Annotated in this window: 27 protein-coding genes, 1 pseudogene and 1 riboswitch; of the genes and pseudogenes, 13 read left to right on the top strand and 15 right to left on the bottom strand. The window is 70.0% G+C overall.

What is annotated here, in order from left to right; genetic code table 11:
* Positions 1-78 precede the first annotated feature (78 nt).
* Positions 79-390 carry a metalloregulator ArsR/SmtB family transcription factor gene (locus P0W64_RS21400; protein WP_275482207.1) on the top strand — a complete coding sequence of 104 codons (312 nt, stop codon included), beginning with the start codon at positions 79-81 and terminating at the stop codon, positions 388-390.
* Positions 391-453: 63 nt separating this feature from the next.
* The gene (locus tag P0W64_RS21395) at positions 454-948 is read left to right on the top strand and encodes an SRPBCC domain-containing protein (protein WP_275482206.1); all 495 of its coding nucleotides are present in this window, start codon (positions 454-456) and stop codon (positions 946-948) included.
* A gap of 3 nt (positions 949-951) precedes the next feature.
* On the opposite strand, the gene P0W64_RS21390 is transcribed toward P0W64_RS21395, so the two are convergent.
* The 7 genes from P0W64_RS21390 to P0W64_RS21360 all read right to left on the bottom strand — a co-directional run bounded on the left by P0W64_RS21390 (position 952) and on the right by P0W64_RS21360 (position 7,828).
* Positions 952-2,547, bottom strand: coding sequence for a hypothetical protein (locus P0W64_RS21390; RefSeq protein WP_275482205.1), 1,596 nt, complete (start codon positions 2,545-2,547; stop codon positions 952-954).
* A complete protein-coding gene (locus tag P0W64_RS21385; protein WP_275482204.1) occupies positions 2,544-3,440 on the bottom strand; it encodes an ABC transporter ATP-binding protein in 897 nt (298 codons plus the stop codon). Before P0W64_RS21385 ends, P0W64_RS21390 begins: the two co-directional genes overlap by 4 nt.
* Positions 3,437-4,270 (bottom strand): MerR family transcriptional regulator, encoded by an 834-nt coding sequence (locus tag P0W64_RS21380; protein WP_275482203.1) that lies wholly within the window; start codon positions 4,268-4,270, stop codon positions 3,437-3,439. Before P0W64_RS21380 ends, P0W64_RS21385 begins: the two co-directional genes overlap by 4 nt.
* Positions 4,271-4,336: 66 nt before the next feature.
* Positions 4,337-5,341, bottom strand: coding sequence for an ABC transporter substrate-binding protein (locus P0W64_RS21375; protein ID WP_275482202.1), 1,005 nt, complete (start codon positions 5,339-5,341; stop codon positions 4,337-4,339).
* On the bottom strand, positions 5,338-6,096 hold the full coding sequence (locus tag P0W64_RS21370) for an ABC transporter ATP-binding protein (protein WP_275482201.1): 759 nt from the start codon (positions 6,094-6,096) through the stop codon (positions 5,338-5,340). The genes P0W64_RS21375 and P0W64_RS21370 overlap by 4 nt, the downstream gene beginning before the upstream one ends.
* A gap of 4 nt (positions 6,097-6,100) precedes the next feature.
* Positions 6,101-7,132 carry an iron ABC transporter permease gene (locus P0W64_RS21365; protein ID WP_275482200.1) on the bottom strand — a complete coding sequence of 344 codons (1,032 nt, stop codon included), beginning with the start codon at positions 7,130-7,132 and terminating at the stop codon, positions 6,101-6,103.
* A 104-nt stretch (positions 7,133-7,236) separates the two neighbouring features.
* A riboswitch (cobalamin riboswitch) is annotated at positions 7,237-7,443 on the bottom strand.
* A gap of 19 nt (positions 7,444-7,462) precedes the next feature.
* Positions 7,463-7,828, bottom strand: coding sequence for an MmcQ/YjbR family DNA-binding protein (locus tag P0W64_RS21360; RefSeq protein WP_275482208.1), 366 nt, complete (start codon positions 7,826-7,828; stop codon positions 7,463-7,465).
* 200 nt (positions 7,829-8,028) lie between these two features.
* On the opposite strand from P0W64_RS21360, the gene P0W64_RS21355 reads away from it, so the two are divergent.
* Positions 8,029-9,594 (top strand): hypothetical protein, encoded by a 1,566-nt coding sequence (locus tag P0W64_RS21355; RefSeq protein ID WP_275482199.1) that lies wholly within the window; start codon positions 8,029-8,031, stop codon positions 9,592-9,594.
* Positions 9,595-9,618: 24 nt separating this feature from the next.
* Here the strand turns inward: P0W64_RS21355 and P0W64_RS21350 are convergent, their stop codons facing one another.
* On the bottom strand, positions 9,619-10,215 hold the full coding sequence (locus tag P0W64_RS21350; RefSeq protein ID WP_275482198.1) for a TetR/AcrR family transcriptional regulator: 597 nt from the start codon (positions 10,213-10,215) through the stop codon (positions 9,619-9,621).
* 57 nt (positions 10,216-10,272) lie between these two features.
* Here P0W64_RS21350 and P0W64_RS21345 point away from each other — a divergent pair, with 57 nt between their 5' ends.
* Entirely contained in the window at positions 10,273-10,701 is a 429-nt protein-coding gene (locus tag P0W64_RS21345) for a PaaI family thioesterase (protein WP_275482197.1), read from the top strand.
* Complete coding sequence (locus P0W64_RS21340) at positions 10,698-11,192, top strand: pyridoxamine 5'-phosphate oxidase family protein (protein ID WP_275482196.1); 495 nt, start codon at positions 10,698-10,700, stop codon at positions 11,190-11,192. Before P0W64_RS21345 ends, P0W64_RS21340 begins: the two co-directional genes overlap by 4 nt.
* Before the next feature lie 27 nt (positions 11,193-11,219).
* Here P0W64_RS21340 and P0W64_RS21335 read toward each other — a convergent pair whose 3' ends face one another.
* On the bottom strand, positions 11,220-12,191 hold the full coding sequence (locus tag P0W64_RS21335; protein WP_275482195.1) for an ABC transporter substrate-binding protein: 972 nt from the start codon (positions 12,189-12,191) through the stop codon (positions 11,220-11,222).
* Positions 12,192-12,249: 58 nt separating this feature from the next.
* Positions 12,250-15,549, bottom strand: a complete 3,300-nt coding sequence (locus P0W64_RS21330) for an error-prone DNA polymerase (RefSeq protein ID WP_275482194.1) — start codon at positions 15,547-15,549, stop codon at positions 12,250-12,252.
* 155 nt (positions 15,550-15,704) lie between these two features.
* On the opposite strand from P0W64_RS21330, the gene P0W64_RS21325 reads away from it, so the two are divergent.
* Both P0W64_RS21325 and P0W64_RS21320 read left to right on the top strand, forming a co-directional pair.
* A complete protein-coding gene (locus P0W64_RS21325; RefSeq protein ID WP_275482193.1) occupies positions 15,705-15,911 on the top strand; it encodes a hypothetical protein in 207 nt (68 codons plus the stop codon).
* A 62-nt stretch (positions 15,912-15,973) separates the two neighbouring features.
* Positions 15,974-16,303 (top strand): YnfA family protein, encoded by a 330-nt coding sequence (locus P0W64_RS21320; protein WP_275482192.1) that lies wholly within the window; start codon positions 15,974-15,976, stop codon positions 16,301-16,303.
* Between the two features lie 44 nt (positions 16,304-16,347).
* Here the strand turns inward: P0W64_RS21320 and P0W64_RS21315 are convergent, their stop codons facing one another.
* Both P0W64_RS21315 and P0W64_RS21310 read right to left on the bottom strand, forming a co-directional pair.
* Positions 16,348-16,800: a GNAT family N-acetyltransferase gene (locus P0W64_RS21315; protein WP_275482191.1), complete on the bottom strand. Its 453-nt coding sequence runs from the start codon at positions 16,798-16,800 to the stop codon at positions 16,348-16,350.
* Positions 16,800-17,354 carry a TetR family transcriptional regulator gene (locus tag P0W64_RS21310; RefSeq protein ID WP_275482190.1) on the bottom strand — a complete coding sequence of 185 codons (555 nt, stop codon included), beginning with the start codon at positions 17,352-17,354 and terminating at the stop codon, positions 16,800-16,802. The genes P0W64_RS21315 and P0W64_RS21310 overlap by 1 nt, the downstream gene beginning before the upstream one ends.
* A gap of 44 nt (positions 17,355-17,398) precedes the next feature.
* Between P0W64_RS21310 and P0W64_RS21305 the strand changes: the two genes are divergently transcribed.
* Positions 17,399-18,439 (top strand): NAD(P)/FAD-dependent oxidoreductase, encoded by a 1,041-nt coding sequence (locus tag P0W64_RS21305; protein WP_275482189.1) that lies wholly within the window; start codon positions 17,399-17,401, stop codon positions 18,437-18,439.
* Here P0W64_RS21305 and P0W64_RS21300 read toward each other — a convergent pair.
* Positions 18,436-18,933 carry a MarR family transcriptional regulator gene (locus tag P0W64_RS21300; RefSeq protein ID WP_275482188.1) on the bottom strand — a complete coding sequence of 166 codons (498 nt, stop codon included), beginning with the start codon at positions 18,931-18,933 and terminating at the stop codon, positions 18,436-18,438. The two genes, P0W64_RS21305 and P0W64_RS21300, sit on opposite strands and share 4 nt — an antisense overlap.
* A gap of 42 nt (positions 18,934-18,975) precedes the next feature.
* Between P0W64_RS21300 and P0W64_RS21295 the strand changes: the two genes are divergently transcribed.
* From P0W64_RS21295 to P0W64_RS21275, 5 genes are all read left to right on the top strand, one after another.
* Positions 18,976-19,746, top strand: coding sequence for a class III extradiol ring-cleavage dioxygenase (locus P0W64_RS21295; RefSeq protein WP_275482187.1), 771 nt, complete (start codon positions 18,976-18,978; stop codon positions 19,744-19,746).
* 41 nt (positions 19,747-19,787) lie between these two features.
* Entirely contained in the window at positions 19,788-20,690 is a 903-nt protein-coding gene (locus tag P0W64_RS21290; protein ID WP_275482186.1) for an amidohydrolase family protein, read from the top strand.
* Entirely contained in the window at positions 20,683-21,984 is a 1,302-nt protein-coding gene (locus P0W64_RS21285; protein WP_275482185.1) for a serpin family protein, read from the top strand. Before P0W64_RS21290 ends, P0W64_RS21285 begins: the two co-directional genes overlap by 8 nt.
* A 72-nt stretch (positions 21,985-22,056) precedes the next feature.
* On the top strand, positions 22,057-22,575 hold the full coding sequence (locus tag P0W64_RS21280) for a DUF1697 domain-containing protein (protein WP_275482184.1): 519 nt from the start codon (positions 22,057-22,059) through the stop codon (positions 22,573-22,575).
* Complete coding sequence (locus tag P0W64_RS21275) at positions 22,572-23,087, top strand: putative immunity protein (RefSeq protein WP_275482183.1); 516 nt, start codon at positions 22,572-22,574, stop codon at positions 23,085-23,087. The genes P0W64_RS21280 and P0W64_RS21275 overlap by 4 nt, the downstream gene beginning before the upstream one ends.
* A gap of 6 nt (positions 23,088-23,093) precedes the next feature.
* On the opposite strand, the gene P0W64_RS21270 is transcribed toward P0W64_RS21275, so the two are convergent.
* Positions 23,094-24,725 carry a DNA polymerase Y family protein gene (locus P0W64_RS21270; RefSeq protein ID WP_275482182.1) on the bottom strand — a complete coding sequence of 544 codons (1,632 nt, stop codon included), beginning with the start codon at positions 24,723-24,725 and terminating at the stop codon, positions 23,094-23,096.
* Positions 24,722-24,974 (bottom strand): annotated as a pseudogene (locus P0W64_RS21265) (hypothetical protein); the annotation flags it as partial. The pseudogene P0W64_RS21265 and the gene P0W64_RS21270, both read right to left, overlap by 4 nt.

The following is a 24,974-nucleotide window of genomic DNA, read 5'->3' as shown; positions in this document are numbered from 1 at the left end:
GGGGGGGGGGGGCGCCCCCCGATTCTTGTGCGGCTATATTCCTTGACAGGAATATAGCTCATGCGGCATATTATACGGGTGGCCGAGCAGAACGTGTTCACGGTGATCGGAGACCCGACGCGACGGCGGATCATGGATCTGCTACGCGGCGGCGGGCACTCGGTCGGTGAACTCGCCGACGCCCTGGGCGTCGCCCAGCCGAACGTGTCGAAGCATCTGCGGATGCTCGGCCGCGCGTCCCTGGTCGAAGCTCGGATCGACGGCCCGCGACGGTATTACACCTTGGCCCCGGACGGGCTGCGGCAGCTAGAGGCGTGGCTGGCACCGTTCCGCGAGATCTGGGCGGACCGCCTCGACGCACTCGAACGACACCTCGACGATTTGGAGTAGGACATGTCATCCGCTACGCACGACCGCCTGGGCGAACTTGTTCACGACGGCGGCGAGATTGCCGTGAGATACGAACGGAGGCTGCGGCATCCGGTTGAAAAGGTATGGCGGGCCATCACCGAGTCGAACAGTCTGCGGAGCTGGTTCCCCACCGACATCACGGGCCTCGGAGACTCCGGTGACGAGCTGATATTCACCTTCTGGCCGGAGGCGATGGCCTACGCGACGGAAGAGATCGGGATGCCGGAATTCCCCGCGACTCTCACCGGGAAGCTGCTCGTATGGGAGCCGCCCGAGACCCTCGAATTCCGTTGGGAAGCGGAACGACTGCGTTACGAACTCCTGCCGGACGCAGACGGTACCCACCTCGTACTCACCGTCTGGCTCGGCTCCGGCGCAGACGCGGCGGGCACCCCCGATCCGGCGGCCGGCTACCACGTCTGCCTCGCCCGCCTCGCGGCCGCGATCGACGGCAGGCCCTCCGGAATGCCTTCCGCCGCAGACGTACACGAGCTCGAGACACGCTACGCCGAGGCGTTCGGAGTCCCGCGGGGGTAGGTGTCAGCCCGCGATCACGTCGCGCACCGTCATCGCAGCCCAGCCGCACAGCGCCGCGCCGATACCGCCGGCGATCAGGACCACTGCCGCACCGGTCGTCGCCGGCGGCAGATGTCCGAGCACCGCGATCCGACGGATGCCGTCGGGCACCCGTGCGAGAGCGCCGAGCAGCACGGCGAAGCCGCTCCAGGCGACGACGATCCACACCGCCCCGGCGAGGCGCGGCGCAACCCCCACGGCGAGCCCGGCGAGGCCGGCCGCGGCGACGACGCCGGGAACCTGGCACAGCGGCGCCCAGAACGCCCACTGCACCGAGCCGCCCGACGGTGCCCCGCCCAGCACCGCTCGGGCCGTCAGCGGTTGCACCGCCGCCCCGAGCACGAGCAGCGCCACCGCGCCCGCCGCAGCCTCGACGGTGCGCCCCGCAAGGGGCCGCCACCGCGAGACTCCCGTGGCCAGTTGCACATCGACGAGCCCCGCCCGCTCATCCGCACGGACGCGGAGCACCGTCGCGACACCGTAGACCAGAGGCAGGATCGCCACGAACACGTAACTGAACGAGAAATACTGTCGCACAGGATCGCTCGATGCAGTCATACGATGCAGCAGGTCAGCGGTGCCGGCGTCGTCGCGCAGCAGCCCGACGAGCCCGTGGCTCATCCCGCCGAACAGCGCCGAGATCGCCACCGCCGGTGCCGCCCATATCATGAGGCGCCCCCTGTCGAGTCGCCATGCGAGTCCGAACGCTGAGCGGATCCGCAACGGACGTCCCGGTCGCACCGACAGGTGCACCAGGCCGGCCCCGAACTCCCGTCGTGCGTGCGCGAGAGCCGCCAGAGCGCCGAGCACCGACGCCACCACGGCACCGGCGACGAGCGGCAGGACCCGGTCGTCGCTATACGGCCGCACGAGGTCCCGCACACCGAACCATGTGAGCGTCCGTAGCCACGTCAGCGAGGTAAAATCTGCGAGAACCCGCGCCGCGAACCCCGTCCCGACGACCACCCACGCGATCCGCAGCGCCGAGTGCGCATCCCACAGGATCTCCGCGACCAGCATCGTCTGGGCCGCCGTACCGATTCCGACCAGCGCCACCACCGCACCGAAACACGCCGCGCCAGGGAGCGTGAGGTCACCCGGGTGGCCTACCGACTCGATCGCGAGCACCCCGGAGGTGATCGCCCCGAGCGCCACGAAGACGCCCGTGAGAACGAGCGCCGATGCGCACGTCTGCGCCCACCGTCCGACGCCGGCCGCGTTCGCGAGTTCTGTGAGCCCGCAGTCCTCGTCGCGCCTGGTGAACGAGACTGCCAGGACCACGGCCATCACCGAGACCGACAGCACCACATAGGTTCCGGTCTCCCATTGTGCGAGCTGGCCGAGGGTTCCGGGCAGCGGGAGCTGGCCGTACAGCACCTTGGTGGCGACGGTGTCCCGCAGCTGCCGCACCAGTGGACCGCGTTCGGAGAGCGACGGGTACGTGGAGGCGTAGCCGGGCACCGTCACCGCGACCAGCAGTACCAGGGGGACGGTCCACGCGGCGATTCGAATCCGGTTGCGGCGCAATAGCAGCCGGGCGAGGGCGAGAGTGCCGGTCATCGCGCAGCCGCAGCGTAGTAGCGGAGGAACAGATCCTCCAGACTTGCCGGTGTGCAGGTGACATCGGTGAGACGGAGCCCGGACAGCAGCCCCAGTACGTCGGGCACCCGCTCGCGGGGCACCGCGCACGAGCAGCGTCCGCCGTCGACATCCGGCTCGAGGCCGAGGGCTTCGAGTCCCGAACGCAGTCCGGCCGGCGGCGGGCCGTCGGTCTGGGCGGTGACCGTGGTGGCCGAGAGATGGCGCAGCCGGACGAGCGGCCCGGATTCGACGGACCGGCCGTCCTTGATGATCGTCACGTCACTGCACAGGCGCTCGACCTCGCCGAGGATGTGGCTCGACAGCAGCACGGACCGGCCGGACGCCGTTGCCTCGGCGACGCATTCGCCGAACACCCTCTCCATCAAGGGATCCAGGCCGCTGGTCGGCTCGTCGAGCACCAGCAGATCGGTCGGCGCGGCGAAGGCGGCGACCAGCGCGAGTTTCTGGCGGTTGCCCTTCGAGTAGGTCCGCACCCGCCGACCGGGATCGAGCGCGAACCGCTCGATGAGGGCACTCTCCGCTGCCCGGTCGCGGGCCCGCCGAAGACCGCCCAGGGCGTCCAGCACCTCGGAGCCAGTCAGGTTGGGCCACAGCGCGACATCTCCCGGTACGTAGGACACGCGGCGCGTGACGGCGGGGGCATCGACGGCGGGATCCCGGCCGAGCACCGTCACACTGCCCCCGTCGCGCCGGTACAGGCCCAGCAGCGCGCGGATCGTCGTGGACTTTCCCGCCCCATTCGGGCCGAGGAATCCGTGCACGGTGCCGGACCGCACCTCGAGATCGAGGTCGTCGACTGCCGTGAACCGCCCGAAACGCTTGACCAGGCCCCGGATCTCGACGGGATTCACCGCGGCGCCCCGAGGTCCGTGCCATCGAAGGCTGCGCGCAGGCGCGGCCGCTCATCGAGCAACTCCGGCACCGCGTCTAAGAACCGGCGCTGTGCCGGTGCCGGGTAGCCGAGTATCGCGAGGCGCCGCAGCAGCGCCCACATGGCAGCACCGGCCGGGCCGCGCGGCGCCGAGCGCAGGATCTGCACCACCGTGTCCTCGTGGCGGTCGACGAACCGCAACAGTGCCGCTCGCGCATCGGCCGCCGCATCGTCGCGGCCCTCCAACCCGAGATCGGCGAACGCCACGAACATGGACTCGATGTCCGAGTGGTCGTCCTCTCCGACCTCGTCGGCCAGGCACTCCAATCCCTCGGGGATCATGCCTCGCAGGGCGAGAATCGTGACGACCTTGCGCTCGTTCTCCGCGGCACGGCGTGCCCGCTCCGTCGGCAGGCGCGGGATCATCCGGGCATACAACCGCGCGAAGGCCGGTGGGAGGGGATTCACCTCGTCGCCTGCGCGGGCACGTTCGACAAGCGCCGCGACGCGCTCGCGCTGGCGCGTCAGCTCGGCCATCTTCAGGTCGATGTCCGCCAGCGTCGCAGTGAGCTCGTCGAGGCCGGGCGCACCCGGCGCCGGCCCCATCGCGCCGAGCGTCTCCCCGATCGCCGCCAGCGACATGCCCGTTCCCACCAGCCAGCGGACGCGCAGCACGCGTGCCAGATGGTCGAGCCCGTAGTCTCGCGTAGCTCCCGCCGGCGGTGGCACGGGCAGCAGCCCGACATGGTGGTAGTGGCGGACCGTACGGACCGTGGTCCCCGCGATGTCTGCGAGCTCCCTTACCTTCATGCCTCCATGGTGAACATGTGACGTAACGTCACAGTCAAGACCGGGAGCTCTCGTCCCCGCGTGCTGTCACATCCCCTTGCCGCGCAGGTACTTCGCGAGCCTCTCGACGCTGTCCGGTGTCCGCGGTCCCTCGACCAGCGCAGCGTACGGCAGTACGAGGTAGTTGCCCTGCCGTACCGCGGTCGTCCCGGCCATCAACGGCTGCGAACGTAGCTGCGCGATCTTGGCCTGCGGCGTGTTCTCCTGCCCGACACCGTAATCGACGATGACGATGACCTGCGGGTCGCTCTGTGCCGCCGCCTCCCAGGACGTGGTCACCCACGAGTCGTCGAGGTCGGCGGAGACGTTCTCCGCGCCCGCCGCGTCGATGATCGCCTGCGGCGTGGCCTCGCGGCCCGCCGTGAACGGATCCGGGGACGCGCTGTCGAAGAGGAACACCCGCGCCTTCCTCGCCGGGGCCTGCTTACTCACCGCATCGATCCGGGCACGGTAGTCGGTGACCAGCTTCTCCGCGCGGTCCTGCACACCGAAGATCCGGCCCAGGTTGGTGATGTCGGCGTACAGGGCGTCGAGCGGGGGCATGATTCCCCGTTTCGTCGTTCCCGGCTGGCGGCACGCCTCCGTGAGCTGATACGGGACCGCGCCGATCGAGCGGATCCAGTCCGGAGTCACCCCGGTGGCCTCTTTGAAGCCGTAGTTCCATCCGGCGAATACGAAGTCCGGTTCGGCGGCCTGGATCACCTCGCGCGTGAATGCCGTGCCCAGGTTGTGCACGGTGTCGAAATCCGTTCGCCAGGGCGAGGTCTCGTAATCGACGTGTTTGCCGTCATACGTCGTGTATCCAGCCATGTGGTTCCCGAGGCCCAGCGCGAACAGGAGCTCGGTGATCCCCGTGTCATTGGCCACCACTCTCCGGGGCACGGACGGGATCTTCAGTGGGGCACCGCAGTTGGTCACCGTCGTGCCCGGTCCTGAGCTCGCGGACGGACCCGCCTCCTGCACCCTCGCTCCGCAACCCGCGAGCAACAGCCCGGCCAGGCCGACGCCGATCGCCGTCGTGAACGTTCTCATTCTTCCTCCTCGTCGAAGACCACCTGCGGCACACGCAGGCGGGGATGGTCGATCACGTATGCGCGAACCTGGAACCATCGCCGCAGCGCTTGGGGCGTGAGCACCTCGCGCGGGGTACCGGAGCACACCAGCCGCCCGCCGGAGACCACGTACAGACGGTCGCAGAACTGAGCGGCCAGGTTGAGGTCATGCAACACCGCTACGACGGTCACGCCGAGGTCCCGGGCCGCGCGTAGCACCGAGAGCTGGTATCGCACGTCGAGATGGTTGGTCGGCTCATCGAGCACGAGCACGCGGGGTTGCTGCGCGAACGCCCGCGCGATGAGCACGCGCTGAGCTTCACCGCCGGACAGCGTGGCGAATGCGCGGTCGGCGAGTTGTTCGGCGTCGGCCGCGCGCAGCGCGTCTGCGATCGCCTGCCGGTCCGCATCTGCACCGTCGGCATGTGGAAGGCGTCCCGTCCGGACGACCTCGCGCGCGCTGAACCCGATATCGAAGGGTGGAACCTGGGTCACGGCGGCGACACGACGGGCGTTCTCCCGCAGGGAGACAGCGCGCACGTCCGTGCCGTCGACCGTGACGTCGCCTGCGTCCGGCGTGAGCGTTCGGTACAGGCAGCGCAGTAGCGTCGATTTGCCGCTGCCGTTCGGCCCGACGATTCCGACGAACTCCCCCGGCTCAGCGGCCAGAGTCGCGTCGTGGACTATGCGAGCGCCCCCGATCGACACCCCGACCCCGTTGTACTCGACGCGCATAGGCCTATACCCCCGCCAGGCGGCGACGCAAAAGGACCACGAAGAGGGGCACTCCCACCGCAGCAGTGACCGCTCCGATCGGCAGCTCCTGAGGCGGGACCACGGTGCGTGCGGCGATGTCGGCCGCCACCAGGAACACCGCGCCGAGCGCCGGCGCGACCACCAGCACGCGGCGGTGGTCACCGCCCACGAGTAGGCGTGCCACGTGCGGGACCACGAGACCCACGAAACCTATCGCGCCGCAAACCGATACGACGATGCCCGTGACCGCCGCCGTGAGAACGAACAGTCCCACGCGTAATCGGTGCACGTGCACGCCCATCGACGTGGCCGCCTCGTCACCGAGTGCCAGGGCGTTGAGACGCGACGCGTAGCAGGGGAGCACGGCTACCGCGGCCGCCGCGGCGACGGCCACCAGAGCGGTAGTGCGCCAGGTCGATGCGGAGAGGCTGCCCAGCAGCCAGAACATGACGCTGCGCGCTGCATCGCCGCGCGGCGCAAGGAACACCAGCACCGTGGTCACGGCCGAGAAACCGTATCCCAGAGCCGTTCCCGTGAGTACCAGGCGCAGCGGCGACAGCCGGTCGGCGGACTGCGCGATCAGATACACGAGGGCGGTCGCAGCTGATGCGCCGAGGAACGCGGCGGCCGGCAGTGCGTACACGCCCAGCGCACCGAACACCCCGAACAGAACCACACCCGTCGCCCCGACCGACGCACCCGAGGAGATCCCCAGCACGTACGGATCGGCGAGGGCGTTGCGGACCATGGCCTGCACCGCGACGCCGACGGTGCTCAGCGCGGCGCCGACGAGCGCCGCGCTCAGCACTCGCGGCACGCGGGAGTCGACGACGATGCGATACCGCGTCGCGTCCTGTGCGGCGACCGTGCCTCCCGTGAGCTCGGCCCACAGGAAGTGCGCGGTGGAGGCGACAGGGATGCGGACGGTTCCCACCGAGACACCCAGGGCTGCGACGGCGACTAGCAACACCAACAGGGCAGCGGCCACCGCCGCCGTGCGCCCGGGTGGCCGCATCTCGTCCCTTCGTCCGCGACTCCGCGGGGGATGCGCCGGGCCGGGCCGCGCAGGCACCGTCGTCCGCCGCACCGACCGTATCCCTCGGGGCCGATGAGCGACCGCCCTCCGGCGGCCACGTCGGCAGGTCTTCGGACTCCCGGGCACGCGCTCACGCGCTCCTACCGACGGCCGCTTCCCGGGTTGATACCCAGTGCTGTTGGTCGCTGTCGTTCCCGGTCACCGCTGCGGGGCAGTCCCGGAATCACACCGGGTTCCCTCTCTCGGCCCACCTCCGGTTCGAGGTGGGCACCGACGATGGCGGTCAGTCTAACCGGGCGTTTCGCCCGGTTACGACTCCGGGCGGTCGACCAGCTCCGACAGGGCGACCGGTGCCTGCGCACAGTACGAGTCCGTGAGTAACTCGGCCAGCTCTCCCCAATCGGTCTCGTCGTCGAGCAGGATGCCCACCGTGGTGGCGCCCCACCCGGCACGGAAGTACGGCGGCCCCATGTTCTCGAACGCGGGCAACTCGGACGGCTCGGTGTGGAACACGATCCGGAAGAGCTGGTCCTCGCCGCCGAACACATGAGCCACCGTGGACGCCTTGACCCGCCACCGCGTGCCGACCCAAGCCGCCTCACGCCGGCACTCGGGGAACGCCGACAGGATCCTGTCGAGCCGCTCCACCCACTGTGCGGGAACGTCCGGTCGCATGGCCACGACGACAGCATGCCATCGCCCACCGACAGGTTTCCGCCGCCCGGACCGGCTCCGTGGCGCACGCGATATCGCCTGGTGAGCGGCTCGAGCAGCACCTCGGGGCCGCGGTGTTAGCGTGAACCGCTGTAACGATCCCCGGTCCGCTGGGGAACTACCAGGTGGATCTGGAATCGAGAGGCTCGGGGGAAGGTCACATGCGTACCACTTCGTTCGGCGCGGCGGCGCTCGCCGCAGTCGCGGTCGCGGCCACGCTCACCGGCTGCAGTTCGTCGTCGGACGGCAGCCAGGCGGTGTCGTTCGCGCCTGTGGTCGGCGACCAGTTCACCGGCAACCCGAGCGCACCGCAGACCGGCGGTGTCCCTGTGCCGCCTTCGGGTGTCACGATGATCGGCGACGCAGTCGCCGCGCAGGCGGTCGCCAACAACGGCCTCCAGCAGGGCACGATCACGTCCACCTCGAACGATACGACCGTCTACTACCCGCCTGCCCCCACCGTTCCCGGCCTGGTGGTGCCTGCCGCGGAGACGCAGGCTCCGCCGGCGCCGATGCAGCGCCCCGCCGATCAGAAGCCGTGGGGCTACACCGGCGAGGTCCTCACCGCCTACCAGCAGATCTGCAACACGGGCACGTGGCGCGGGTATCGAGCGCCGGAGGACGTGCAGGCGCAGACCTGCTGGAGCCTCTACGGCCGCCAGCTCGGCGTCAGGCCCTGGTACCCCGGCGACCGCGACCGCCCCTGGGAGCACGCCGACTACCCACGCCCCTGGTGGGACCGCGGCTGGCACCCCGACACCCCCGTCATGTGGGTCTACCCGCCCGACTGGCACCGCCCCAAGCCCCAGCCCATCATCAACGTCTCCATCACCATCAACATAAACGGCAACCCACAGGCCAAGCCCGACCCCCGCGACCGCGTGCCCTACTACCCGATCTGGGGCGTCACCCCGGGCGCCGCAGTCGAGGTCAAGGGCCAGGCATACGTCGCCCCGCCGCTACTGCCCTACTTCACGGTGTCGGCCTCGGCCGGCGTCTACACCCCGCCGGTCTTCCCGGGGGTCGTCCTCCCACCGATGCGACGCGACGCACGCGACGGTGGCTCGACCGCCCTGCCCGGCCAGCAGGTGGTCGGCAACGTGAACACGGTGCCCAACATCGTGACCCCTCTGTTCGTCACCGGCACCGGCAGATCGGCGAGGCTCGGGCAGATCGCCGATCCCTCGGCTGTCGCCGCGGCCGGCGGCCGTAAGGCGCCCGGCGTCGTCGACCTGCCGGGCACCCTCTTCGGCTCGTCGACGCCCGACGCGGCGACCACCTCTACGACCACGTCGGGGGCGAAGGACTCGGTGGGCGCGTCGAAGTCCGCGGTCGAGACGTCCCAGTCGAAGAAGGCCGAGAGCGGCAAGCCGGCGACGAAGACGTCCGGGGCCGGGAAGGGCACGACCGGGGACGGAGGGCCGGCGAGCACCGTGTCGACATCGGCGGAGACGACCACGCCCGCTCGCGGGACCACGACGAAGGCGACCGCAACGGAGCCTCCCGAGACCACGAGCAAGGCGCAGGAGCCGACGAAGACCGTGACACCGCCTGTGATCTCCGTGCCGGTGATCACTGCACCCCCGACGACGGTCGCCCCGACGACGGTCGCCCCGACGACGGCGGCGCCGGAGACCACCACGACCGCACGCGTCAAGCCCGGCGCCGGATCGTCGGGCGGCACCGACCTCTGCGTCCCGGGCACCAGGCACTGCTTGAAGAACTGACGGCGCCGACCGGCGCACGGCTGTCTAGGGCAGGGGGTCAGCGCACCCCAGGATGGCCGAAGCCATTCTCGCGGCCGCGTCGACGGCATCCGCCGGTGGAACCGCGCCCTCGATCAAATGCGGTCGGACCACCGCGAGCGGCAGGTCGAACATCGCGAATGCCACATCGGCGCTCGTCGTGCCCGATTGCGCTGCAACGCTTCTCACGAACTCCCCGATCGCGGCAGCCTGTTCCGCCTGCAGCGCCTCCCATCGGTGCGCCGCCGTCTGCGGCCACGCGCCGGCGTCGAATGCCGTCGCCCCGGCCTGCAGCACCAGCGCCTCACCGAGATGCTCGCGGCACCAGGCGACGGTCCAGGCCGCCCCAGCTACCGCGGTCTCGGGCGTCACCCCGTCTCCGATCTCGGCGACGTAGGCATCGTGGAACCGGCGAACCGTGCGCAGCCACACCGCGGCCAGGAGGCTCGGCCGGTCCGGGAAGCGATGGTAGACGGATCCACTGGGCGCCTTGGCCTCCCGCGCCACCGCCGCGACGGTCAGGCCGCGCACACCATCCCGCGCGAACAGTCGCACCGCTGCGTCGAGCAGCGCATCGGAATCGTGCAGCGTCGGCCTTCCCACGGGATCCGATCCTATGCTAGACCTGTTTTAGAGACTTCTCTCTAGAAAGGTGCCGTCATGTCCCTCACCACCGATGACCCACTCGCGGCCGCACGAGAGATCCTCGCCGCCCAGGCGTTCAACACCGTGGTCGGCGCGGAGCTCACAGACTTCGGCGACGGCCGCGCCGAACTCGTCCTCGACATCGCCGACCATCATCGACAGCAGTACGGGGTGGTGCACGGGGGCGTGCTGGCGTTCCTCGCCGACAACGTGGTGACATTCGCGGCGGGCAGCGTATTGGGCACCGGCGTCATCACCGCCGGCGTGGATGTCAGCTATCTGCGCGCAGCCCGCGCCGGAAGTCTTCGTGCGGTGGGTTCGGTAGCACGCCATACCGCACGTCATGCGGTGTGCACAGCCGAGATATGGCTCGAAGCAACCGATTCCGATCCGGAGCTGTGTGCGATAGCGCAGGGCACCATCTTCGCGACGAGCCGCACGTGAGCATCCGGGAAGCCGATTGGGAGTTCGCGCGCCGCACGGTCCGACGCTGCGTTCGATCGTCTCTGCACTGTGCCGTCGCATCGCGCAACACCGATGGCACGCCGCATGTCACGCCGATCGGATCGCTCCTCCTGGACGCGGAATCCCACACCGGCCTGTACTTCGACGTCTTCAATACGCGGCTCGCACACAACGTCGGGGCAGACCCGCGCGTCGCCGTGCTCGCCGTCGACAGCGGCCCGATCCGATGGCTGAACGCCCTGGCGCGCGGTGGCTTTCGCGAGTCGCCGGGCGTGCGACTGACCGGTACCGTCAGTACCCCACGCCGGAGCACCCCCGACGAGATCGCGCGCTTCCGTGCCGTCGTAGGACCTCTCATGCGACTGCCGGGTGCCCGCATCATGTGGGGCGACCTCCCACGCGTCCGGGACATCCGGTTCGAGTCGGTCGAGCGGATCCGGCTGGGCACGATGACCCGTGGACCGCGATGATGCCGTCGGACTACGCACCCGGCGCCGTCAGCCTCCTGTAGGCAGGACCGTGTCGAGCCTGTCCAGGAGGATGGGGATCGACGAGGCATCGGGGATGTTGAAGGCGTTCAGCAGCGGTAGGTCCGCGACCAGCGTGGGACTGTTCGCGGGACGCTGCGCCGTGAAGGTGCCGAGCGCTCCCGCAGGCGCCCCCGCGGCGCCGATGATCAGCAGGTACGCATCATCGAGGGTCCGTCTGTTCTCAGGTGATATGACGGTCCGCAGTCGACCGGCGGCACCGGGGATGTCGACGAGATGCATACCCAGAGAACCGAGGAACTTCGCCGCCGACGCATCGCCGCTACTGGTCACTGCCACTTGCGTACCGGCGGCGGCCGCGAGGGCGAACGTGCGGCCCGCGATCTGCGGATGCCGTCGCGCAGTGTCCCGTATGCGCGAGTACAGCCGGGTGCGGATCGGTCCGACATCGCGGTCCAATGCTTTTCCCGCGGTAGCGAGTTGGCGCTCCCAGGAACCGGACGACGTGCCGGCGCCCGAGTCGTCGTCGATGATCGTCGGGGCGAGCGCACTCAGCCTGTCGTACTCGCCTCTGCCGACCAACCACTCGGGCCCCACGATCAAGTCCGGTCGGAGCGCTGCGATCCGTTCGATGTCGAGTCGCCCGGTCAACCGGACGGCTCCGCCGGGTAGCGCGGCCCCCAGCCAAGGAGCCGCTGCCATCGCGACGGCGGGCCCGTCGGTCCGGTAGCCGACGACCGGCGCGTGGACGGCAAGCATCGTGCCGAGCCAGTCCGACGAGAGTGCCACGACCCGATTGATCGCCCCGGGGATCACGACGGCTCCGTAGTCGGTCTGCACAGAACGATGTGTCGCGCCACCCGACGGCCTCGACTCGGGGCGCCCTGTGCATCCACTCGCGACCATCGCCAGGATCAGAGCCAGAATCGCCACGGCTACCTGCGAACTCGTCCGATTCGATATCGATCCCGTCACGCGCATGAGGTCACCCTAAACCATTAAGGACCAATGGTCACTAAGTCACGAGCCTGGACGCTTGTCACTGCCAGTCGCGGGAGGTGTGGCGTACGGAGAGATCCATGCGTTGCAGACGATCGGCGACGACGGTGACCACACCCTCCGCGTTCTGCACCGTGCCGCGTACCAGTAGGGCCGGGGCGGTCTGCGCCACCATTCGGTACCGCGCCCAAAGTCCTCGACTGCACATGACGTTCACCATGCCCGTCTCGTCCTCGAGGTTGACGAAGGTGACCCCGCCCGCCGTCGCCGGGCGCTGCCGGTGGGTGACGGCGCCGCCGACGAGGACCCGGGCGCCGTCGGACACGTGCAACAGGCGATCGGCCGGGACGACGCCGAGCGCGTCGAGGCGGGGACGGAGGAACTGTGTCGGATAGACGTCGACGGTGACCCCCGTCGCCCATACGTCGGCGGCCGCTAGTTCGGTATCGGTCAGGCCCGGCAACATGGGCGATACGCCGGCGGTCGCCATACCCGGCAAGCGGTCCGGGCGCTCACGGGCCGCGGCTCCCGCCGCCCACAGCGCCTGACGGAGGCTTCCACCGAAGCATGCGAACGCACCCGCGGTGGCGAGCGCCTCCGCCTGCGCGGCGGTGAGTTCGACCCGGCCCGTGAGATCCAGCAGATCGGCGAAGGGCCCGCGATCGTCACGCTCCTCCACGATGCGCTCGGCGAGATCGTCTCCGATGCCACGCACGCCGGCCAGACCGAGCCGCACCTCCTCCCCCTCCCTCTCCAGGTTCGGCCACGACAGGCTCCGATTCACATCGGGTCGGTGCACCGTCACCCCATGCCGCCGCGCATCAGCGATCAACGACTGCGGCGAGTAGAAGCCCATCGGCTGGGCACGCAGCAGCGCAGCGCAGAACGCCGCAGGGTGATAGAGCTTGAGCCAGGACGAGTAGTACACCAGCGACGCGAACGATTGGGCGTGACTCTCAGGGAAGCCGAAATTAGCGAACGCACAGAGCTTCTCGAATATCCTGCCCGCTAGTTCGGGGCCGATATCGTGTCTCCGTCTCGCTCCGTCGTAGAACCGCTCGCGCAGCCGCTCCATCCGCTCCGGCGAGCGTTTGGCTCCCATCGCACGGCGCAGTTGATCCGCCTCGGCTGCGGTGAACCCGGCGACATCCACCGAAAGCTGCATCAGCTGCTCCTGGAACAGCGGTACGCCGAGGGTGCGATCGAGCGCAGCCCACATCGATTCGTGCTCGACCCGAGGCTCCTCCAAGCCGTTGTAGCGCCGGATGTACGGGTGCACCGACCCGCCCTGGATAGGGCCGGGGCGGATCAGGGCCACCTCCACCACCAGGTCGTAGAACCTCTTCGGCTTCAGCCGCGGCAACGTCGCCATCTGTGCCCGCGACTCCACCTGGAACACCCCCACCGAATCGGCGCGGCCGAGCATCTCGTACACCTGTGGATCGTCGAGGCGCAGATCCGAGAAGTCGATGTCCAGCTGTTTGTGTTCGCTCAACAGATCCACCGCATAGTGCAGCGCGCTCAGCATCCCCAGCCCCAGCAGGTCGAACTTCACCAGGCCCACGGCTGCGCAGTCGTCTTTGTCCCACTGCAGGATGCTCCGGTTCTCCATACGCGCCCACTCGGTGGGGCACACGTCCGCGATCGGGCGGTCACAGATCACCATGCCGCCGGAATGGATGCCCAGGTGCCGAGGAAGATTCGCGACCTCGTCCGCGAGTTCCACCACGGCATCGGGGATACCCGCGTCGGAGGTCTCCCCGCGATCCCGGTGCCGGCTGACGCTCTTGCTCCACGCATCCTGCTGGCCCTGCGAGAATCCCAGGGCCCGAGCGACATCCCGTATGGAGGAGCGTCCACGGTAGGTGATGACGTTGGCCACCTGCGCTGCGTTCTGCCGCCCATACCGGCCGTACACGTACTGGATGACCTCCTCGCGCCGATCCGACTCTATGTCCACATCGATATCGGGGTCACCATCACGATCCGGGGCGAGGAACCGCTCGAACAGCAGATTCTCGGCCACCGGGTCGATCGTCGTGATACCCAGCGCGTAGCACACCGCCGAATTGACGGCGCTGCCCCTGCCCTGGCACATGATGTCGTAGTCGTGGCAGAACCGCACGATGTCGTGGACTATCAGGAAGTAACCGGGGAACTCGAGCTTCTCGATAACCGCTAACTCATGCTCGATCTGCTTGTGTGCCTTGGGATCCTCCTCCGGCGAGCCGTACTTTTCACGAGCGCCGCGGCGGACGAGCTCGCGCAGCCACGTCTCCTCCGTATGGCCGTCCGGAACGTCGAACGGCGGCAGGTTCGGTGCGACGAGATCCAGGTCGAAGGCACACTCGGCGGCCAGCTCGACCGCACCTGCGATGGCCCCCGGGAACTCGGGCAACAGCAGCGCCATCTCGTCCCCCGATCGTAGGTGCGGGCCGCCCGCGGCAGGCAGCCAACCGTCCATCTCGTCCAAGGTCCGTCGCGCTCGGATCGCCGCCAGGGTCATCGCGAGCCGACGCTGGCGCGGATACGCGAAATGAGCTCCGGTGGTGGCGATACGGCCTCCGCCCACCCCGGAGGTCAGACCCACCCTGGACACCAGGCCGGCCAGCGCATGATTGCGTTCGTCATCGTCGGCACCCCCGTGGCACGTCAACTCCACGCTCACGTTGTCGACACCGAAACGGTCGACCAGATCGCCGAGCGCGGATGTCGCAGCGTCCGCGCCCGTCTCCAGTGCCCGCCGTACGGTCCCTTTCCGGCAGCCGGTGAGGATATGCCAGTGACCACCTGCGGCCTCCTCGAGCTCGTCGAGGTCGAAGCGGAGTCTGCCTTTCTCTCCCGCCGCCATGTGCGCCGCAGCCGTGACCCGGGACAGCCGCCGATACCCCTCGGGCCCCTTCGCGAGCACCAGCAGATGCGCCCCCTCCGGATCCGTCGCCCCCACCCGCTCCACATCGCGAGCAAGCGATAGTTCCGCACCGAACACCGTCGGCACCCGCAGCTCTTTGGCCGCCTGTGCGAACCGCACCACCCCGTAGAAGCCGTTGTGATCCGTGATGGCCAGAGCCCTCAACCCCAGCGCGTGGGCCTGCTCGGCCATATCCTCCGGCAGCGCAGCTCCGTCGAGGAAGCTGAATGCGCTGTGCGCGTGCAGTTCCGCATAGGGCACCCGGGACTCCCCCCGCCGCCTCCGCAGGGGTACATACGGATCGCGCTTCCGCGACCATCCTGGGGCATCACCACCGTCGCCCGGTCCGTCCCCGGGGATGCGCACGGCCGGCCGGCCGGCCAACATCCGCTCCATCTCCGACCATCGCGGCCCCGATTCGAATCCCATATCATGTATCGTACACATGTTCGAATAGGGTCGATACGCCCGAGTTCACCAGGAGTTCGCACAGCACGCCGAGCGAATACCTTCCAGTCCGCTCTGCGGGCCTCTACGGTGTGCCCTGGCACTATGCCGATCCACTATCGAGAACGGAGTCACTCATGGCAGGCATCAAGGACAAGTTCGACAAGGCCTACGAGGAGAAGAGCATCGAGGAGCTCGCCGACGCCCCCGTCGCCGCCCTGCAGGGTGTCTCCGACCGCCAGGCCGACCTGCTGAAGGAGGCCTTCCACATCAAGACGGTCAAGGATCTTGGCACCAACAAGTTCTTCCTGTGGGCACAGGCCACGGCCAAGCTCGCCGAGTGACCACCGCGGCGGCCTGACGCCGCCGCACACGGTCTCCCCCGCCGTCTCCTACAGTGAGGCGCGTGACCGTCGCGAAGTCCATCCTGCTGTTCGGCCTCGCCGCCGTCCTCGAGATCGGCGGCGCCTGGCTGGTCTGGCAGGGACTGCGCGAGTCACGCGGCTGGCTGTGGGTCGGCGGCGGGGTGATCGCTCTCGGGCTGTACGGCGCAGTCGCGACCCTGCAGCCCGACGCGAACTTCGGCCGCATCCTCGCCGCATACGGCGGGGTCTTCATCGCCGGTTCGCTGTTGTGGGGCATGGTCGCCGACGGCTTCCGCCCCGATCGCTGGGACGTGATGGGCTCACTGATCGCTCTCGTCGGCGTCGGACTGATCATGTACGGGCCGCGCTAGCAGGTTCCAGGGCACAGACGCACGTCGTTCGGACGTGGACGCCACTACGGCCGCCGGCCGGGTTCCCACACCATCAGCTCGTCGGCGGCGCGGAAGCCCAGCCGGCGATAGAGCGGGACCGACCGCGCAGACGGCGACAACACCACGCGCCGGTATCCGCGCTCGCCCGCCAGATCAAGAGCCGCGCGCACCAGAGCCGCACCGACGCCCTGGCCACGCGCTGCCGGCAACACGAACAGATGGCCGATGTAGCCCCACCTGCCGGCGTCACGGCCCGGCAGCGGCATCCGTCGATACTCGTGCAGCGTCACCATGCCGCATGTGCCGCCGGTCGGGACGGCACCTTCCAACAACACGGTACGGCCATCGCTTATCCACCACTCCCGCACGGCCGCAACGAATTCGGCATCGGCTTCGCCGACCGGATCCGATGCGTACCGCAGTGCCGCAACGAGCGCGGCGTCCACATCCGGGTCCGCCACACGCACAGTCGCCATCACACCTCCCCGGCAAGTGCCCGAGCCGCACGCCGCAGTGCGGGAAGCGGATCCAGCCCGTCGGGACGCATAGCGAGTGTCCTGATGATCAGGGCGTCGGTGAGGTCCATGAGCGCCAGGACGGCCTCGGTCTCGAAACCCGCTGCCGCGCCGATACGCTTCCCAGCCTCCTCGATCGTCTGCCGAGCGGCACGTAGCGGTGCCGCGAGCTCACCGTCGACGGCGGCCTCCGCGAACAGATTCAGACGCGCCACGCTGCGCACCCTGCCGGGCCCCACACACTCCCGGACGTACTCGGCGGTCGCGAGCGCGACCTCGTCGGGCGTCGACGGTAGGGCACCCGCCGCGGCGAGCACCTCCCAGAACCCCAGATCCGCCTGGACCATGCGATCGAGCGCGCCCCGGATCAGCGTGGCACGCGAGCGGAAGTGATTCGACGTCGTCCCGTCGGGAACGCCGGCGGCCGCGTCGACCGCCCGATGCGTGAGCCCCCTCAGACCACGCCTTCCGAGCACCTCGATCGCCGCGTCCGCCACCTCGTCGCGCCTGCTCACCGCACAGACGATACCTACTACTACATATGTAGTATGGTGTCTGTATGACAACAGCGGCAGTGATCGGCGGCGGCATCGGCGGCCTGGCCCTGGCAGGATTCCTGGACGCGCAGGGCTGGAACGTGGAGGTGTTCGAGCGCGCGCCCGCGCTCCCGGCGACGGGCACGGCGCTCGGGATGTGGCCGGAGGCGATGGACGTTCTGAACCGGCTCGGCGCCGGCGCAAGGGTCCGCGAACTCGGCCACCCACAGGAGGTCGCCGAGATACGGGACGGCGCAGGGCGTGCACTCGGACCGCGGATCCGCGCCAAGGGTGCGACGGTGATCCTGTCCCGGCCGCGTCTGCTGGAGACCCTGGCCGAGCACGCCCCGGGTATCGAATTCGGTTCGACAGTGGGCGATCCGGGATCTCTCGACCACGACGTCGTCATCGGGGCGGACGGAATCCACAGCGCCACACGCACCGTCGTCGCCGGGCGGCGGATCGAACCCCGGCCGCTCGCCGCCGAGGTGGTGATCGGACGTTGCCCCGGCAGCACCGAATCGTTCACCGAGTACTGGGGCCCGGACCGACTCTTCGGCGTAACTCCCCGCGACGGCGGCTTCATCAACTGGTACTCGGAGTTCCGCCCCGAAGCCGTAGCGGACGACGCCCCCGACCCCGACGCCGACCCCGTCGGATTCCTCGAGCGCGTCTACGACGGCTGGGCACCGAGGGTTCTGGACACGATCGGGCGGATCGACACGGAATCGGTGTTCCACTACCGGGTGCGCGAGATGCCCAGGCTGCACAGGATCACGCGCGGCCGGTTCGCGTTGATCGGGGACGCCGCACACGCGATGACCCCGAACCTCGGGCGGGGCGCGTGCGAGACCCTGCTCGACGCGGCCGCCCTGGCGGAGTCCCTGGGCCCGGCCTCCACGGCGGACGTCCCGGCCGCACTCGCCCGGTATCAGAGGCTACGTATGCGCGCGGCACAGCGGACGGCCCTGGCGTCCCATGTGATGTTCCGGCTCGCACTCGCCCGGCGCGGGCAGTTCCCGCGCGACCTCCTGTTGCGGCCGCTCGGACGGATCCTGGGCTAGGTTTCTTCGCCGACGTCGGAATCGGGCTCAGCGCCGGGAACGAGCCCCGCGGCGAGCTTCGGCATGATCCGGGCGAGGTCGGCGACGTCTCGCTCGTCGAGGGCGTCATATACCAGGCGGCGGACCTCGTCGACGTGCCCACGCGCGGCCGCCGACAGCGCGTCGAACCCCGGATCGGTGAGCACCGCACGCGCGGAGCGACCGCCGGACACCCTCTCCAGCCATCCGCGGTCGCGCAGGCGCCGCAGTACATGCGACAACCGCGACGGTGAGGCGTTCACCTCGCGCGCCAGGCGGGACAGGCCCATTCCCCGCCCCGGCGCCTCCGACAGCGTGGCCAACACGGCGAACTCGAAGTGCGTCATGCCCGCCGACCGCAGTTGCGTGTCCAGCGCGGCCGGTAGACGCATCGCGACGGTGATGAGGGGACGCCACGCTGCCATCTCCTGGGAGGTCAACCAGTTCGGCTCGGGGAACAGACCGTCGTTGGACACCGTTACACTCTACGTACTTGAAGCTTCAATTCTGGAGGCGACATGACTTCGATGCCCGTCCTGTATCTCAGCCACGGCGCGCCGCCGCTACTCGACGACGCGATGTGGGTCGGCCAGTTGCGCCGCTGGGGAGCCGAGCTGCCCAGACCGCGGGCGATCCTCATCGTGTCGGCACACTGGGAGGCCGCACCGCTGCGACTCTCGTCGACGACTCCGCACACACCCCTCGTGTACGACTTCTGGGGCTTCCCCGACCGCTTCTATCGTCAGACCTACGACGCGCCGGTCGCCGCCGACGTGGCCGACGCCGTCGCAGGGCTCGCGGCCGGACAGCACCCGGTCCGCTCGCAGCGCGGGCTCGACCACGGCGCGTACATCCCGTTGTCCGTGATGTTCCCCGATGCCGACGTGCCGGTCCTGCAGATGTCACTGCCAACGCTCGACCCGCAGTCCCTCCTCGATCTCGGTTCCCGGCTGCGACCGCTCCGCGAGTCCGGGGTCCTGGTGATCGGTTCCGGCTTCACGACCCACGGGCTCCCCTTCCTCACGGATCCGAGCCCGGGAGCTGTACCGCCCGGCTGGTCGGTCGATTTCGACGCGTGGGCTCGCGACGCCCTCTCACGCGGCGACGTCGAACAGCTGCTGGGCTTTCAGACCGCCGCCCCGGGTATGCCCTACGCGCACCCGACGGTCGAGCACTTCGCGCCGCTGTTCGTCGCGCTCGGCGCCTCATCCGATCCAGAGCAGGTTCCCGAGCAGGTGATCGACGGGTTCTGGATGGGGCTCGCGAAACGATCCGTCCAGCTCGCCTGAGGGCGGAGACCACGGAGACCCGAGCCAGATAACCTGGCCGGGTGAGCACGACATCCGGTCCGCGCACCGACGCGGAGATCGCCGCCTACCTCGAGCAGCTCGGCCTGCCCGGCGTGGCGGACGTCCACGTCCACTTCCTGCCCGAGCCGATGTTGGCCAAGGTGTGGGACTTCTTCGACCGGGCCGAGCAGGAGTACGGCACGCCGTGGCCGATCCGCTACCGTTTCGATGAGGACACTCGGCTCGCAACGCTGCGGTCGTTCGGCGTGCGCGCGATCCCCGCGCTCGTGTATCCGCACAAGCCCGGCATGGCGCAGTGGCTCAACGATTGGTGCGCCGGATTCGCACGCCGTGTCCCCGACGGGATCCATTGCGGCACACTGTATCCCGAACCCGAGGTAGGCGAGTACGTCGCGGCCGCCATCGCCGGTGGCGCCCGCCTGTTCAAGATGCACGTGCAGGTCGGCGTGTTCGCACCCGACGATGCCCTGCTCGATCCGGCGTGGGAGCTGTTGTCGGAGAGACGGATCCCGGTAGTTCTGCACGCGGGATCGGGCCCCGTGCCGGGCCCACACACGGGGCCGTCGGGTGTGGCCCGGCTACTGGCGAAGCATCCGGGCCTCACTCTGGTGATCGCCCACCTCGGACTGCCCGAGTACGACGAGTTCGCCGACCTGGCCGAGCGGTACGAACGCGTACACCTGGACACGACCATGGCCGCAACGGATTTCACGGAGGCGATGAACCCCATGCCGAAGGGATACCCCGATCGCCTTGCCGCACTGGATGACAAGGTGGTTTTCGGCACCGACTACCCCAACATCCCCTACGAGTACGCGCACCAGATCGAAGCGCTCACACGTCTGGATCTCGGTGATGCATGGATGCGGAAAGTTCTGTGGCACAACGGTGAACGACTTCTCGGTCAGGTCCGTCATGGGTAGTCCGCGGCAACTGATCGCCATCGGGCTCGCAGCGGTACTGCTGCTCGCCGGCTGCTCGTCCCCGCAGGGCAAGCCGCCCGCGATGGACATGCGGCGCTCGAAAGTCGCGTTCGCGCAGGTGGGAATCGACGAGGTCCGCCGGGGCGGCGCAGGCCCGCTGGTCGACGCCGCCACCCGTATCGGCGCGGAACTGGTGAGCAGCGAGCGGTCCGGCGCGGGGTCTGTCGTGTCGCCGTGGGCAGCTGTGTCACTGCTCGCCGAATTACGTGACGCGGCAAGAGGTTCGACCGCTAAGCAGCTCGACGACGTCGGGTTCGGAGCGGTCCGGCGCGACGACGGGTCGGATCTGGACCGGACCATGGCGGCGTTCATCGGCCAGGTGGAGCAGTGGGCGGGCGACCCCGGTACGGTCAGTGCGTCCACGCCGCCCGCCACGCCACTGTTCCAGGTCGGCCGCGCCGTGCTCGTGCCGTCTCTCGACGCGGTGTCCGACCACTATCTCGACACCCTGTCGAAGTACTACGACACCGGTGTCTACCCGGTGGACCTCGGCGCGCCCATGCTCGGCACCGCGCTCGGTGAATGGGCAGCGGTGAACAGCGCCAGCACCTGGACGTCCACGCCGCTCGAACCCGGTGCCGGGGATCGGTTCGCGATGCTCGCCACTGCCTACCTGGCTGCGGCATGGCGCTATCCGTTCGAGGTCGCGGACACCACCAACGCGCCCTTCACCGATTCCGACGGGACCACATCGAACGTCCCCACGATGCACGGCACCTCCACCGCGCGACTCGTGCGGGCGCCCGGATTCGACGCCGTGCAACTGGACTACGGCACAACGCTCGCCCTGCAGATCGTGCTGCCGCCGCGCGGCCGGCCGCTCTCCGACGTGACGACGCCGGAGTCGTTCACGGCCGCACGCCTCGCCCTCGCAGCGGCGCCGGCGGCACAGCACCGGATCTCCCTCCCCCGGTGGCGTACCTCGACGTGGATCCGGCTGCCCGGGCCGCTCGCCGTCCGGGACGCCTTCTCGGCCGGGGCATCGCTCGACGCGCTCGGGCCGCGGGCCCGCATATCCGATGCACGACTCGCGGCCGCGCTCACCGTCGGCGAGAGGGGCACCGTCATCGGCGAACCTGATGCCAGCGGGTCCGCGACACCGGCCCCGGCCCCGGCCACCGGCCCCGAGCCGGATCCCGTCTCCGTGGACCGGGCGTTCGCATACTCCGTCGTAGACACCGCGACGGGCCTCCCCCTACTGATGGGCAGCGTGCGCAGCCCCGTTCTGGAGTAGCCCGGACCGGACTTCGTGGGCGTGGTCTCTACGCGACGCGCCGAAGGGCTGTTGCGCTGTAGCGTCGTCGGCGTGACGTCGTATGTGGCGCTGCTGCGTGGGATCAACGTGGGCGGCGGTAACAAGATCCTGATGGCGGACCTCCGCGGGCTCGTGTCCGGCCTCGGGCACGAGGCCGTTCGGACCGTGCTCGCTAGCGGCAACGTGGTGTTCGAATCGCCGTCGGACGACCCGGCGGCGGTTCGGGCGGAGTTGGAAACCGCTCTGTCCGAGCGGTACTCGTATACGGCCATCGTTTTCGTGCTCACCCGCGAGCTGTTGGCCGAGCTCGCCGCCGCATATCCGTTCGAGCCGCGCGAGGGCTACCACGACTACCTGATGATCGTCGACGACTCCGACGCGCTCGCGGAGCTCGCGGCCGTGGAGACCGACGGCGAGCTGGAACGGACGCGGGCCGGCGACGGCTGCCTCTACTGGCAGGTGGAGCGCGGCCAGACGCTGCAGAGCCGAGTGGGCAAGGCGAGCGGGGTGCGGCGCATCGGCCCGCACACCACCAGCCGCAACCTCAACACCGTACGGAAGCTGCTGTGATCCTCTCGAAGATTCGGGATCCACGGCTCGTGACCATCCGCCGGGGCGGCACCCTCACCGACGCGGATCACCACCTCCTCGCCCTCTGGGCCGCGACCTGCGCGGAGCACGTCCTGCCGCTGTTCGAGGCCGTCCGGCCAGACGATCCGCGGCCCCGCGAGGCGATCGCTGCCGCCCGCACCTGGGTGCGCGGCGAGCTGGGCATGATGGCGGCCCGGGCCGCAGGCGGCCACGCGATGGGCGCGGCGCGCGAGCTGACGGGTGCACCACGGCACGCCGCATACGCAGCGGGGCAGGCCGGCGCCGTCGCTCACGTCGCCGCGCACGACCTGGGCGCCGCCGCCTACGCGATCAAGGCAGCGCGGGCAGCCGCCCCCGCCGGGCAAGCCGACACGGCCGGGCGCATCGAATGCCGCTGGCAGCGCACGCAACTCCCGGACGCGGTCCGCGAGCTGGTGCTCGACGATCAGCGGCTGCGCAACGACATCTGCTGGTCGGTGTTCGACGGCTGAACCGGCCTATTCGTAGATCCCCTCGACCTCCCACCCCCCGGCGACATAGTGCAGGAGCAGAGCTCGGCCACCCCCCTCCTCTTCGAGACGCACCTGGGCCCGCGCCTCAGCTCCCGCCGATGACGGGTCGGAGCCTCCCTGCCCGCGACGCTCCCACCAGCGCTCGTCGATCAGCCACGGCCCCGCCCACCAGCCGAGGGCCCAGCCACGGCTTCCCCAGGCCAGATGCGTCGGCTCCGTGGTGAAGACGCCGCGCTCCGTCACTCGCACCGGCTCCCCGCGTGCATCAGCGACCTCGACTCGCGCACCGGTGACCAGTACCGTCGGCGCCGGTTCCGGAAGCCTGCCGGGCCAGGGCGCCGACGGGTCCCGTTCCGGGATCAGCGCATCGCCGAGCGGCACCCACGTCACCTGCTCCGCCGGGCCACGACCGCCGCTGCGCACGCCGACCCGCACCGCCTCCCCGCCGAGGAGACCCTGCACCCGCACTAGGGCTCGCCGGAACCGCGCGTCGCCGTCACCATCGCCGCCCCAGATACCGACCGCGGTGGCCCCCGCATCCGCGACCTCCACGGGTTCCAGACGCAGCAGCACGACCGGGGCGCTCGGGCCGGCGCCGCTGCCCCGGCCTCCCGTGAGCCAGCCGTCGAGCTGCCAACGGATCCGGTCGGCCGTGCCCTCCGGCGTGAGCGGCTCCGCGCACCGCCAGACCCGGGTGTGCCGCTCACCGTTCGCCGTCACCGCGTCGACCTGCAGGCGCAGGCACGCAACCCCCGCCGAGGCCAGGCCGGCGTGCAGTTCCGCCGCCAGAGCTCGCCCGGCGAAGGCCGCTGCGTCGACCCGGTCGATCGGCGGGTCGGGGCACAGTTCCACCTCGAGCCCCGGAGGCAGCGCCCGCGTCGACGGTGGCCGGTCTGCCACCGCTCGCGCCTGCCGGTGCGCAGCGATCGCGTCCAGCCCGAACCGGGTGGCCACATCCGTCGCGGACAGTCCTGCAAACGCGCCGACGGTACGTAACCCCAGCCGGCGCAACAGATCCAGCAGCTCGGCGCGGTCCCCATCCCCCGAGCACAGCGCAGGTTCGGCGGCCAGCTCCATGATCGGCAGCGGCGCAAGGAAAGAGGCGGACTCACCGGGCGGCACGAGCACGCCGCGCCGCGCCGCCGATGCTGCGGTGAAGACCTCGTCTGCCGCGCCGACCTGGGACTCCGCCCCGACCGCGGACACCGCGTCGACCAGGCGCTCCGCGGCCTCCTCCTCGCCACCGAAGTAGCGGGCGGCGCCGCGCGCCGACATCACCACCAGCCCCGGCCGCACGACCTCGATGAGCGGGACCAGCTCCGCGACCGCCGCCGCGATCGGCTCGAAGACCCTGGCGTCCCTGGCGCCGTCGTCGGCAGCGACGTGCAGCTCGGGGCATCGCGCCTGTGCCTCGCGGCGCCGCAGTCCGCGCCGCACACCCGCCGACCGTGCAGGAGCCGAGCAGGCCACCACCCGGCCCGCGGCGAGCACAGCGACCGGCCGATCCGGCGCCAGGTCCGCCTCCGTCGCCGCGGCTATCGCAGGCCAGTCCGGGCACCACAGCGCCAGCACCCGCGTCGCGGTCTCCCGCTCGGGGGCGACCGCCGCGCGCGTCACCGCGCTACCGCCAGAGCCGCAGCCTGGGCCGATGTACCCACGCGCCCACCGAGGCAGCCCCGGCCGCGCGCGGCGTACGCCACATCGACCGTCCGGATCCGCCCTCTGCCGGGTCGGGCCCCGAGCCCGGTGTAGCCGCGCAGCCCGGCGTGCAGGTGCAGGCCGGCACCGTCCCAGCTGCCGTTCCGGACCAGCAGCACCGTGCCCTTGCTGCGCGCGCGGGGGGGGGTAGCCCGCGCCCGCGACCGC

Origin of the sequence: Tsukamurella sp. 8F, from assembly GCF_029167375.1 — a bacterium.
In the GTDB taxonomy this organism is placed as follows: domain Bacteria; phylum Actinomycetota; class Actinomycetes; order Mycobacteriales; family Mycobacteriaceae; genus Tsukamurella.
This window is presented reverse-complemented; position numbering and strand designations above follow the sequence as displayed.

Excerpts from the sequence above, each read along its gene's own strand:
- P0W64_RS21295 (WP_275482187.1), top strand. The coding sequence starts at position 18,976 with ATGACTTCGATGCCCGTCCTGTATCTCAGCCACGGCGCGCCGCCGCTA.
- P0W64_RS21365 (WP_275482200.1), bottom strand. The coding sequence starts at position 7,132 with ATGCGGCCACCCGGGCGCACGGCGGCGGTGGCCGCTGCCCTGTTGGTG.
- P0W64_RS21305 (WP_275482189.1), top strand. The coding sequence starts at position 17,399 with ATGACAACAGCGGCAGTGATCGGCGGCGGCATCGGCGGCCTGGCCCTG.
- P0W64_RS21390 (WP_275482205.1), bottom strand. The coding sequence starts at position 2,547 with ATGACCGGCACTCTCGCCCTCGCCCGGCTGCTATTGCGCCGCAACCGG.
- P0W64_RS21370 (WP_275482201.1), bottom strand. The coding sequence starts at position 6,096 with ATGCGCGTCGAGTACAACGGGGTCGGGGTGTCGATCGGGGGCGCTCGC.
- P0W64_RS21355 (WP_275482199.1), top strand. The coding sequence starts at position 8,029 with ATGCGTACCACTTCGTTCGGCGCGGCGGCGCTCGCCGCAGTCGCGGTC.
- P0W64_RS21345 (WP_275482197.1), top strand. The coding sequence starts at position 10,273 with ATGTCCCTCACCACCGATGACCCACTCGCGGCCGCACGAGAGATCCTC.
- P0W64_RS21285 (WP_275482185.1), top strand. The coding sequence starts at position 20,683 with ATGGGTAGTCCGCGGCAACTGATCGCCATCGGGCTCGCAGCGGTACTG.
- P0W64_RS21375 (WP_275482202.1), bottom strand. The coding sequence starts at position 5,341 with ATGAGAACGTTCACGACGGCGATCGGCGTCGGCCTGGCCGGGCTGTTG.
- P0W64_RS21315 (WP_275482191.1), bottom strand. The coding sequence starts at position 16,800 with ATGGCGACTGTGCGTGTGGCGGACCCGGATGTGGACGCCGCGCTCGTT.
- P0W64_RS21325 (WP_275482193.1), top strand. The coding sequence starts at position 15,705 with ATGGCAGGCATCAAGGACAAGTTCGACAAGGCCTACGAGGAGAAGAGC.
- P0W64_RS21330 (WP_275482194.1), bottom strand. The coding sequence starts at position 15,549 with ATGGGATTCGAATCGGGGCCGCGATGGTCGGAGATGGAGCGGATGTTG.
- P0W64_RS21380 (WP_275482203.1), bottom strand. The coding sequence starts at position 4,270 with ATGAAGGTAAGGGAGCTCGCAGACATCGCGGGGACCACGGTCCGTACG.
- P0W64_RS21360 (WP_275482208.1), bottom strand. The coding sequence starts at position 7,828 with ATGCGACCGGACGTTCCCGCACAGTGGGTGGAGCGGCTCGACAGGATC.
- P0W64_RS21335 (WP_275482195.1), bottom strand. The coding sequence starts at position 12,191 with ATGCGCGTGACGGGATCGATATCGAATCGGACGAGTTCGCAGGTAGCC.